Genomic DNA, 11,052 nt, shown 5'->3' with positions numbered 1-11,052 from the left:
GAAATTCCATAAATGTACGAATAAAAAATGTATGATGAATTTTAAAATAAACAAAAAAGAGAGGGAGACCCCTCTCTAATTTTAGATTTTTAGATTTAAGATTTTAAATCACCTAATTTTTAAATCCTTCAAATTCTCCTTGTTTCAAGAATTCAACGGCGGCCTCAATGTCTTGGTACATTACCCGGTCTTGGCTGTTGAACGGTACGATGGTACGGAATTCTGCCAAGAAGTTTTCCAGATATTCAGATGTTTTCGTCGGACGTTGCATATCGATGGCTTGTGCGGCATTCATCAATTCGATAGCTAACACGCGTTCCACGTTCTCGATCACTTTCACGGTCTTGGTTGCGGCATTACCACCCATGCTGACATGGTCTTCCTGCTCGTTGGATGACGGGATGGAGTCCACGGAACACGGGGAACATAATTGTTTGTTCTTGCTGACGATAGCGGCAGCGGCGTATTGCGGGATCATGAAACCGGAATTCAAGCCGGAATTGGCAACGAGGAATTCAGGTGTTTTACGATCTCCGGCAATCAAACGGTATACCCGTCTTTCAGAGATACTACCCAATTCGGCAATAGCGATGCTCAAGAAATCTAATACCAGTGCTAGCGGTTCACCGTGGAAATTACCCCCGGAAATGATCAAGTCATCCTCCATGAAAATCGTCGGGTTATCGGTTACCGAGTTGATTTCCCGTTCAACGACAGAGGCCACGTAAGCCACGGTGTCTTTCACTGCCCCGTGCACTTGCGGCATACAGCGGAAAGAGTACGGGTCTTGCACGTGAGTTTTTTCCATTTTCTGGAATTCTGAACCTTCCAGTAAGGTGCGGATATTGCGGGCCGTTTCAATTTGTCCCGGATGAGGACGGGCCTCGTGGATTTGCGGCAAGAACGGGTCGATACGTCCGTCGTATGCTTCCAGTGATAACGCCCCGATAATGTCAGCGTATTTTACCACTTTGAAGGCATTCAATAAAGCGTAAACAGCATGAGAACTCATGAATTGAGTACCGTTCAACAAGGCCAATCCTTCTTTGGCTCCCAGTTGGATGGGTTCCCAGCCAAATTTGGCATTAATTTCTTTTGCTGGATAGATTTTTCCCTTGTAGAATACTTCACCCTCTCCGATCAACGGCAAGAACAAGTTTGCCAGTGGGGCCAAGTCCCCGGATGCACCCAAAGAACCCAACTCTTTCACCACGGGAAGAACGTCATGGTTGAACATATCGATAATACGTTCTACTGTCACTTGTTGTACCCCGGATTTTCCTAAAGAGAGAGCATGAGCCTTCAACAACAGCATCAAACGGATAATATCTTTATGCACGGGTTCTCCCAAGCTGCAAGCGTGAGACATTACCAAATTAGCCTGTAATTGGCTTAAGTCTTCTTGCGAGATAGAAATTTTGCATAGAGAGCCGAACCCGGTCGTGATCCCGTACAACGGTTTGTCTGAAGTTGCGATCTTGTGATCCAAGTAAGCCTTGCAATCATTGATCAGTTTTTTGCTTTCGTCTGATAAAGCTAACTTATACTTTTTAGTTAAGATTTTTTCGATTTGCTCGAAAGTTAATTTCTCTGGGGTTATATAATGAGTCATAATTAATTGAAAATTGAAAATTAGAAATTGAAAATTGCGCACACACATAATAAGTTACAGGTTGAATCTTCGATTCTTCAGGTTGCAAGTGATTTAAACTTGTAACTTGTGAACTTGTAACTTGCAACCGTTAGATGCCCGATCACGGGAATCTGACATCAAATCCGTGGCTTTTCAGCGGACGTTGTTCTTTGCGATAGAGTTGCATATTTTAATTCTCGCTTTTAAGTTTGTCAACCAAGCTGGAAACGGCTACACTTTCTTGTTCTCCGGTGAGCATATTTTTCAGCGTGACCACGTTATTGTTTATTTCGTTTTCACCGACTAAGGCCACGTAGGGAATACTCTTTTTGTCGGCGTAAGTCATTTGCTTCTTCATCTTGGCGGCTTCAGGGTATATCTCGGAGTTGATTCCCGCGGCCCGTAGGGTTTTCAGCACGGGAAGACAGAAAGCCTCTTCTTTTTCTCCGAAGTTCACGAAAAGTACACGGGTAGTTGCCGTGGAATCCTTGGGGAAGATGTCCAGTTGGTTCATCACGTCGAAGATACGGTCGGCTCCGAAAGATATACCGACACCCGACATATTTTTCATCCCGAAGATACCGGTCAAGTCGTCATAACGCCCCCCCCCGGTGATACTCCCGATCTCCACGTCCTTGGCTTTTACCTCAAAAATGGCTCCGGTGTAGTAGCTCAAACCTCGGGCAAGTGTTAGGTCCAGTTTTACTTCTGTTTGGATGTCCAGTTGATTCAGGTAACGGAACACGGTGGAGAGTTCTGCAACTCCTTTTAATCCGGTTTCGCTGCCTTTCAGGACTTCTTGTAAGCGGGTCAATTTCTCCTCGTTGGAACCTTCCAAGTGTAGAATCGGCTGTAATTTCTCGATGGCCTCTTCTGACACTCCTTTTTCCCGGAGTTCGGCGTTCACGTTCTCTGCACCGATCTTGTCCATCTTGTCAATGGCAACGGTGATGTCAACCAGCTTGTCGGGATGCCCGATCGTCTCGGCAATTCCGGCCAGCACTTTCCGGTTGTTGATCAATAAGCGTACGTTTATTTTCAGCCGTTTGTACACCTCGTCCACGATTTGAACCAATTCCACCTCGTTCAGTAAGGAATCGCTTCCCACGACATCCACGTCACACTGGTAGAACTCGCGATAGCGTCCCTTTTGCGGACGGTCGGCCCGCCACACGGGTTGAATCTGGTAGCGCTTGAACGGGAATGATATTTCATTTTGGTGTTGTACCACGAATCGGGCGAAAGGTACGGTCAGGTCATAACGCAATCCCTTCTCGCAAATCTTGTTGGTCAACCGGGGAATATTGCGTTCCTCCACTTCGCTATTGGTGACAGGAGCCAAGAAATCCCCGGAGTTCAGTATCTTGAAAAGTAATTTATCCCCTTCCTCGCCGTATTTCCCCATAAGGGTCGAAAGATTTTCCATTGCCGGAGTTTCCAGCGGCAAGTAACCATAGAGTTTGAATACGGATTTGATCGTGTCGAATATATAATTCCTTTTCACCATAACTTCCGGTGAATAGTCTCTTGTTCCTTTTGGAATAGATGGAGTTTGTGCCATGTCTTCTTTTTTAGCTTTTATCTTAATAGTGATGCAAATATAAACGATTCTGATTTCTTTTGAAACTCTTCGGTGGAATAAATATTGATGACCGATGGGGTGTTGCTGTATTTTCAGGGTAAAACCATTGAAGTGTTTGGGATATATATCTGTAATAATCTCCTCTAGACCTTGTTTCAGGTTTTTCTCCCTCTTCATCGTGTATGGTAAAAGGGCGATGAAAGGGTGATGAAAGGGCGTGAGATGGGACATGGGAGATTATTGCTTTGTGAAAGGGCTGGTATTACGATGGCTTTAAACTATGTTTGCCCGAAATTCTATAGAGACTTTGCTATAAGTTCATTTAGACCACGAAGCATTCATCCTGCATTCATCTAGCATTCACCTTCGATAAAATTGATTTTTGATACGATTATATTTGAAACAAGGGTGTGTCGTGTACTATATTTGTTATATGGTAAAATAGGTTCGGATGTCGTGGGAAGGGGGAGAAGGGCTAGTTGAAAGCGGGAGAAGGGGGAAGCGATTATATACGAATTTTCGTATTTTCCTGTCATGGGAGCGTAAAATATAAAGAGAATCATTATTTTTGCTATCAATAAGAATATGTGGTTTATGCAGGATGAGTTAGTTTTGTTCCGGAAAATGCAGGAAGGAGATTGGAGTGCGTTCAATTCTTTTTTCGAGTCTTACTCGGAACAACTGTATCTTTACGCTTTGGGTTTTGTCGGGGACCGGGCGGAGGCAGAGGACATCGTGCAGGACACGTTTATTTACCTGTGGGTGAATCGGGCGAAAATTTCCCATTCTGGTTCTCTTTATGCTTATTTAAGTCGTTCCGTCAAAAACTCTTGTATCGATCGTAAGCTTCACGCGGAGGTGGAGCGACGCTACCAGCGAGAAATGATGGCGTCCGGAGAAGAATCGAGTGAGGATTCCGAGAATTTCGAAGAGTTGTACGAACGGCTGCAGATCGTGATGGACAGTTTGCCGCCCAAGTGCAAGGAGATTTTTATTTTGGGATGTATCGAGGGATTGAGTTACAAGGACGTGTCCGAACAATTGGGCGTGTCCGTGAATACGGTGAAGACACAGGTCAAGGTGGCTTACAAGAAAATTAAGTCCGAGTTTGGCGATCGGGATAAAAATTTCATGTTAATCCTGTGTAATTCTTTTTTCAAGGAAGAGGCGGGACAATAGGTCTTGATCATTCTTCAGGAAAAGAACAGGTCACTGATCCTTTTCCGGGGATGGCACCTTGTCGTCTTTTTCCTTTCCAAGTTTCATGCCTCTTTGACTTAGGGGTTGTGCCCAGAAGTCGATAAAATCCCATTGCCAAGCTGAATCGGCAAGGTTGGTTTCAAATAAGTTTTCGTCGTCCATAGTGTTTTTAGATGATAAATTCTTTCCGGTAAAAATAGGTTAAAGAAGAAAACCGGGATGTGCAAAGTATATAAATCGACCGTTCAAATCGTTCAAAAGTGAAAAAAGATAACATGACAAATCGTTCGAAGCGGGCTTGCAGTGCGTGAATCTTGAACGAAATGCACGAATGATGATAATTAAAGTATCTGTTGTACAGGGTGCTATTGCACGTTTTTTGATATATTTGTGTGATATGAGTATGCAAACATGGATATCGATTCTCACGAACCTGTTTCCGGTAATCTCGGCCCTGACCTGTTGCTTGTTAATGCTCCTTACTTATAAGGATAGCGTGCAGGAGGAAGAGCGTTACTTGAAACGGGGGCTATTCTTTTTCTATTTCTCGGTTGCTTTCGGGTGGGCCTGTGTGATTGTCTATACGTGGTCGCCTCGTCTTTTCGTTTATTTGAATAGCTTGTGTTATTGTTCGTTTATCATGATGTCCGTGACCTTCTATCATGTTGTTTTCTGGTTGACACGGGTGGATTCTTCCGAGCGTTTTTCCACGTGGCATTACGGGTTGCCCGTGCTGATCCCGTTTGCTCTTCTGGTATGGAGCCTTTTCGTACCTTTGGACGTGCAGGTAGCGATCGTGGCCGTGGATAGTCCGCTGGAAGATGTTTATTTTTATTTTACTCGTTTTTTCACGTCCCAATTGATGGTGGCGTTCCTGTTTTGTCTTTGTTATACTTTGCTGGGGCTGAAACGTTTGTTCCGCTACTGGCATCTTACGCGGGAGCGGTCGGGCGACATGGGAGAGCCTCCCTTGCGTTGGTTAGGGAGCGTGTTGCTTTTGTTTCTCGTTTCTTTGTGTATGCCACTATTGGAGCCTCTTTTTGCCGAAAGTTATTGGGTCGATTTTCTCCCGATCGGTATTTTGTTGTTGCAGTTCTCGATTATATCTTATAATGTTATCGTGGGGAATTACGTCTTGTGTCCTTGCGAGAGGGGGGCGTCCGGTGATCGTTTGGTTATCAAGAAACCACCGCTTTTGAATAAGGAAAGGTTCGAGAAATATATGCGAGAGGAAAAGCCTTACTTGAACCCGGAATTGAAGATAACGGACCTGACCGGGGGATTACAGACCAATCGCACGTATCTTTCCACGTTTATTAACCGCACGTACGGGATGAATTTTAATGCTTATATTAATGATTGCCGTCTTCGAGAGATGGAGTCTTTGTTGGCCGATTCGACTTACGCGGGAGAGTGCATGACGGAGTTGGCGATTCGTGCCGGTTTTGGTTGCTATCATAGCTATCGACGGGCAAAAAAGAGAAATATTACAAATTTCTAAAAAAAATTACGATTTCTTTTCACCCTAATTGATCTACTTCTCGCTTTACGTGTAGAAAGTCGGATGAGAAGGCTTTACGTTAAAAAAACGAGATAGTATGAGTACAAAAGACGAGAAAGATTGGTTACGGGCGATACTGGAGGGCAAGGTTAAGCCGGGGGATGCCGAGTGGGAGAGGATATGGAAGGAGGAGGATTTTACCGGGGTGAGGCGTGTGTTGAGAGAGGTCGGGATGCGGAAAAAAGACGAGTTGGTGGCGGATCGAGAGAAAATGTGGCGGATCGTTAAGCAATACCGGGGAGAGGGGCGGAACCGGAGGCGTGTGGTTGCATGGCGTTGGGTGGCTGCCGTGATGTTGCCTTTGTTATTGGGCGGAATTTTATGGATAAACTCACGGGAGAAAAAGGATGTTCTCGTGGCGGGAGTGGTCCCGGAGATAGAAGCCGGAACACCTCGTGCCGTGTTGCTTATGGAACAAGGGGAAAGAATCGATTTATCCTTGCTTGCCGGTGACACTATCCTGAATAAAGGTGATGTTCGCATCCGGCTCGATTCCTCTAAAAGCGTGACGTATGAACGGATGGCCGGGACACCCGCTAAGATCGAGTACAACACGATCATCGTGCCCCGCAAAGGGGAGTATCAATTGATTCTGGCTGACGGTTCGAAAGTGTACTTGAATTCGGAATCGAGACTTCGTTTCCCGACTCGTTTCGAGGGAAAAGAGCGGCGGGTGTATCTGGAAGGGGAAGGGTATTTCGAGGTGGCGAAGGATACTACGAAGCCTTTTATCGTGGAAGCGAAAGAGGTGGATGTGCGTGTACTGGGAACAAGTTTTAACGTGAGTGCTTATGTTTCGGAACAGGCTGTACGGACGACGCTCGTGAGTGGCAAGGTGCGAGTAGGTGATCGGTTGACCGGGAAGGGTGAAGTTATTTTACCGGGGCAACAAGCGGAATGGAAAGACGGGGCTTTTAAGACAAAAGAGGTCGACACGTCTATTTATACCGCATGGATCGACGGGAAGTTCTATTTCGAGGGAGCCACGTTGGAGGAGATCACGGTGCAACTGGAACGTTGGTATGACATCGATTTCTTCTTTACTTCCGAGAAGGTGAAACGTTTTGCTTTTGCCGGGGTGATTAACAAGGAATATTCAGCAAACAAGATATTCTCGATTATCGAGAAAACCACGCGGGTACGCTTTAGCGTGAATGGCCGGGTGGTGACGGTGAGTGAAGTAAATAATAAACAGGAATAATTAAAAACAATCCGGGAATTGCAGCAACAACTCCCGGTGTGGTAAACGTCCCGCGGGGACTCGCGATCCCTGAAGGATGATTGTTTAACTCTTATTACAAAAGTATGAAAAAAAATCGAACGGGCACGTGGATTCCGTTAAGAAATCGATGTGCCAAAATTTTGATGATTATGAAATTGACTTTTTTGTTAATATGTGGTTTCGTTTTTTCGCTTTCTGCATCTGTGAGGGCACAGGATCAGATGGTGACGCTGAAAGTGGAAGAAATGTCATTTGTCAATGTGATTTCGGAGTTGAAGAAACAGACACAATTGGATTTCTTTTACAGCTTTGACGAGATTAAGGTGGACCGGAAAATTTCGCTTGATGTGAAAAATGTGAAAGTGGATGATGTGTTGCAATATATTCTTGGTAATAATTTCACGTGGGAGTATGTGGATAATATGGTTATTATTAAACCTATAGTGTTAAAGCAATCTCAAAAGAAGTCGTTACGAGTGAAGGGATTCGTTTATGACACGCAAAAGCAGCCGCTTCCGGGTGTAACCGTAAAAGTAGCGGGAGTGCCCTTGGGAACGGCAACGGATACTAGGGGATGGTTCGCTATGGATTTGCCTATGACAGAAGGTATGTTGGAGTTCTCGTTCGTGGGATACCAATTGCGGCAGGTGAAGTTCACGGCAGCAAGCGACACGCTCCGCATCTTCATGGAGGAGGATGTGAACGAATTAGAAGAGGTAGTCTCCTTGGGGTATTACAATATGGACAAACGGAAATCCACGAGTTCAATCACCTCCTTGAAAATGGATGATATCATGCAGCCGGGAGTCAGCACGCTGGATCAAATGTTGGAAGGACAGGTACCGGGGATGATTTTCATGCAAAACACGGGGCAGGTGGGAGCCTCACCTAAGATCAAGATACGGGGAACGACGACTTTGTTGGGATCAACAGCGCCTTTGTGGGTGTTGGATGGAGTGATCTTGCAAGATCCGGTCAACGTGGATGCCTCGAATATCAATGATTTGGACTTCGTGAACCTGCTTGGGAATGCTATTTCCGGCTTGAACCCGAGTGATATTGATCAGATCGATGTCCTGAAGGATGCTTCTGCCACGGCGATTTACGGACCGAAGGCTTCCAACGGGGTGATCGTGATCACGACCAAAAAGGGGAAAGTGGGGAAACCTGCCGTGACTTATAGTTTAACCGGTACTTTCCGTCAGCGCCCGCGTTACACGGATCGGGCGGTGAACGTGATGAATTCGATGGAGCGTATCGCTTATTCTCGTGAGGCGATTAGTGCCGGATGGAGAATGCCGTCTCTTGGAGCTTGGGTCGGGTATGAGGCCGCTTACTCTGATTATTTGAATAATAAGATCACGTATAATGAATTCGTGGGAAAGGTGTCCGAGATGGAGACCGCCAACACGGATTGGTTGGGCATTTTGTTACAGGATACCTATTCTCACAATCACACGTTGAGCGTATCCGGGGGATCGGAAAATTTTCGCTATTATTCATCCTTGAGTTACATGGATGAGAAAGGAAACACGCGGGGTGAAGGTAACAAGCGTTACACGGCTATGACCAATTTGAGCGTGAATTATGACAAGTGGGATTTCCGTTTTGGATTGAACGGAAATTTGCAAAAGAAAGAGTATACCCCGGAAGATGTGGGGGTAGCAAATTACGCTTACAACACCTCTCGTAGTGTGCCTGCTTACGGGGAAGATGGGGAATTGGTATTTTATGATGTAGACCAAAACAGTCAATATAAGTCCGATTATAATATTATTAACGATATGGAGCATTCATGGCGGCATATTGATACGGATCAAATCGGGATGCAGATGGCGTTGGGCTATCGAATTATTTCCTCGCTGAAAGCGGAGGTGAACTTCTCGTATAATGTTTCCCACACGGACGATGACACTTATTACGGAGAAGAGACGAGTAGGATGTTGGCAATGAGGTGTATTGTGAAACGGGCCTTACCGAATTCTGCTTTGGAGATCGGTGACCAAAATGCTGCAGCGGCTACAAGTGTCGCCGGAGGAGAGTTGAAATTATCGAATACGAAAAACGAGAGTTATAGTCTTCGCGGAACACTCACTTATAACAAATCGTTGACTGAAAATCAAAGTATAACGGCAAACTTAATCGGAGAACTGAGTCATTCGAAATATTCTGGTTTCGGGATAACCAAGAGAAATTATCTTCCGGATCGCGGGATGATTTTTGATAATTGGGATATTAAGAAATACACGTCTTTCACGGAATGGTCGCATTCGGATGAGGCACGAGGTCGTATGGAGGATAATCTGACTCGTCAGGTGGGATTGATTTTCAGTGCTTCGTGGGCTTGGAAGAATACTTATATATTGAACGGGAACATTCGTGCGGATTGGTCGAATAAATTCGGGGACAGAAGTCATGAAAAGTTCTTGCCTATTTGGTCTCTTTCCGGACGCTGGAACATGCATGATAATATTTTATACGGATTTAGTTGGGTAAACACGTTTGCGTTGAAATTATCTTTCGGTTACCAGGGAAATATGTCCAACACGGAATCCCCGAAATTGATTATTCAAAAAAATGGTACACATCCGTTTTTTGACGAATATTATTCCACGATACAGAATTTCCCGAATCCCTTCTTGGGGTGGGAAACAACCTCAACTTTTAACGGAGAGATAGAATATTCTCTTTTCAAGAACAGGTTGAGGGGGAGCTTGGGGTATTACTATCGGCATACGAGTAATGCATTCATGAAAAAAACGGTTGCGGTGTTCAATGGGACAAGAGACTACATGGTAAATGCCGGGACATTGATTAACCAAGGATTTGAGTTTACCTTCCAGTTTACCCCGATCGATAATATGATCAATAAAGTATCTTCCGCGTTGAGTGAAGCGACTTCCGGAGGAGTGGAGCGTCGCGGCTTCCGCTGGAGATTTGATCCGCAATTCGGTTCGGTTTTCAATCAATTGTTGGATAAAGTGAAACCGAAAGATAAAAAGATTCAAGACAATGAGGTTACGATCCAACAATACTTGAATGGGCAAGTGCAGGTGTCAGGACGTCCGGTGAATACGTTCTATAGTTACCGGTTCCGGGGATTAAATCATGACACGGGAGCTCCTGAATTTTACGGGGCAATCGAGAAAGAACCCATGTTGGATAAAAATGGGGATCCCGTGTATGATGAAAACGGGGATCCGGTAATCATCAATAATGCCGAGATATATTCGAATATGGATAAGGAAGAAGTATGGAGAACGAAGTTGCTGACCCGCTCCGGTTGTCGGGAACCTTTCTTGCAGGGAGGTATCTACAACTCGTTCGAGTACAACAATTGGGTTTTGGCTTTTAATCTGACCTATAGCCTTGGTTCCAAAATTCGTTTGTTCCGGATGTACGATAACGGGGGATCTCTTCCGTTGCCGGAGAAGAATCTGCGTCGGGACTGGGAAAAACGTTGGCGCGTGCCGGGGGATGAACGGCATACCACGATTCCCGGTATCGTGGGCGGAGAAGCCTACTACCAGATGAATAACTATTGGTGGAAAAATAATACGTATGATTGGCAGCAGAATTACTGGACCATGTATGATTACTCGGATATACGTGTCGCGTCGGGTAATTACCTGAAACTTTCCAGTCTCCAGTTGCGTTACGTGGTGCCGGAACATTTGTGTAAACGTCTTTATATGAAATCAGCGTACCTATCCGTTAGTGGAACAAATCTTTTCACGCTTTGCAGCAAGAAGTTGAAAGGGCAGGATCCCTCTCAGTCGGGTAGTACGAACTTGATCAATATATCGGTTCGTCCGACCTATTCGTTGACGTTGAATGTAACATTTTAATTTTGA

Annotated in this window: 7 protein-coding genes; 4 read left to right on the top strand and 3 right to left on the bottom strand. The window is 45.1% G+C overall.

All coding sequences use genetic code 11. The features are described from left to right. Positions 1-112 precede the first annotated feature (112 nt). Both hutH and hisS read right to left on the bottom strand, forming a co-directional pair. Positions 113-1,612, bottom strand: coding sequence for a histidine ammonia-lyase (hutH, locus tag R8806_RS11590; protein WP_124316334.1), 1,500 nt, complete (start codon positions 1,610-1,612; stop codon positions 113-115). A 211-nt stretch (positions 1,613-1,823) separates the two neighbouring features. Continuing rightward, entirely contained in the window at positions 1,824-3,194 is a 1,371-nt protein-coding gene (hisS, locus tag R8806_RS11585) for a histidine--tRNA ligase (protein ID WP_124316335.1), read from the bottom strand. Positions 3,195-3,809: 615 nt separating this feature from the next. Between hisS and R8806_RS11580 the strand changes: the two genes are divergently transcribed. Beyond that, positions 3,810-4,394 (top strand): RNA polymerase sigma-70 factor, encoded by a 585-nt coding sequence (locus R8806_RS11580; protein ID WP_229783007.1) that lies wholly within the window; start codon positions 3,810-3,812, stop codon positions 4,392-4,394. Between the two features lie 30 nt (positions 4,395-4,424). Here R8806_RS11580 and R8806_RS11575 read toward each other — a convergent pair whose 3' ends face one another. Next, positions 4,425-4,577: a hypothetical protein gene (locus tag R8806_RS11575; RefSeq protein ID WP_164719591.1), complete on the bottom strand. Its 153-nt coding sequence runs from the start codon at positions 4,575-4,577 to the stop codon at positions 4,425-4,427. 241 nt (positions 4,578-4,818) lie between these two features. On the opposite strand from R8806_RS11575, the gene R8806_RS11570 reads away from it, so the two are divergent. From R8806_RS11570 to R8806_RS11560, 3 genes are all read left to right on the top strand, one after another. Then, complete coding sequence (locus R8806_RS11570; RefSeq protein WP_151412079.1) at positions 4,819-5,916, top strand: AraC family transcriptional regulator; 1,098 nt, start codon at positions 4,819-4,821, stop codon at positions 5,914-5,916. Between the two features lie 97 nt (positions 5,917-6,013). Beyond that, the gene (locus tag R8806_RS11565; protein WP_124316338.1) at positions 6,014-7,177 is read left to right on the top strand and encodes a FecR family protein; all 1,164 of its coding nucleotides are present in this window, start codon (positions 6,014-6,016) and stop codon (positions 7,175-7,177) included. A 170-nt stretch (positions 7,178-7,347) separates the two neighbouring features. Further along, complete coding sequence (locus R8806_RS11560) at positions 7,348-11,046, top strand: SusC/RagA family TonB-linked outer membrane protein (protein ID WP_164719592.1); 3,699 nt, start codon at positions 7,348-7,350, stop codon at positions 11,044-11,046. The last annotated feature ends 6 nt before the right edge of the window (positions 11,047-11,052 follow it).

It is taken from the genome of Butyricimonas faecihominis (assembly GCF_033096445.1).
GTDB lineage: Bacteria > Bacteroidota > Bacteroidia > Bacteroidales > Marinifilaceae > Butyricimonas > Butyricimonas faecihominis.
The sequence above is the reverse complement of the archived record's forward strand: the minus strand, read 5'-3'. Positions and strand labels throughout refer to the sequence as shown.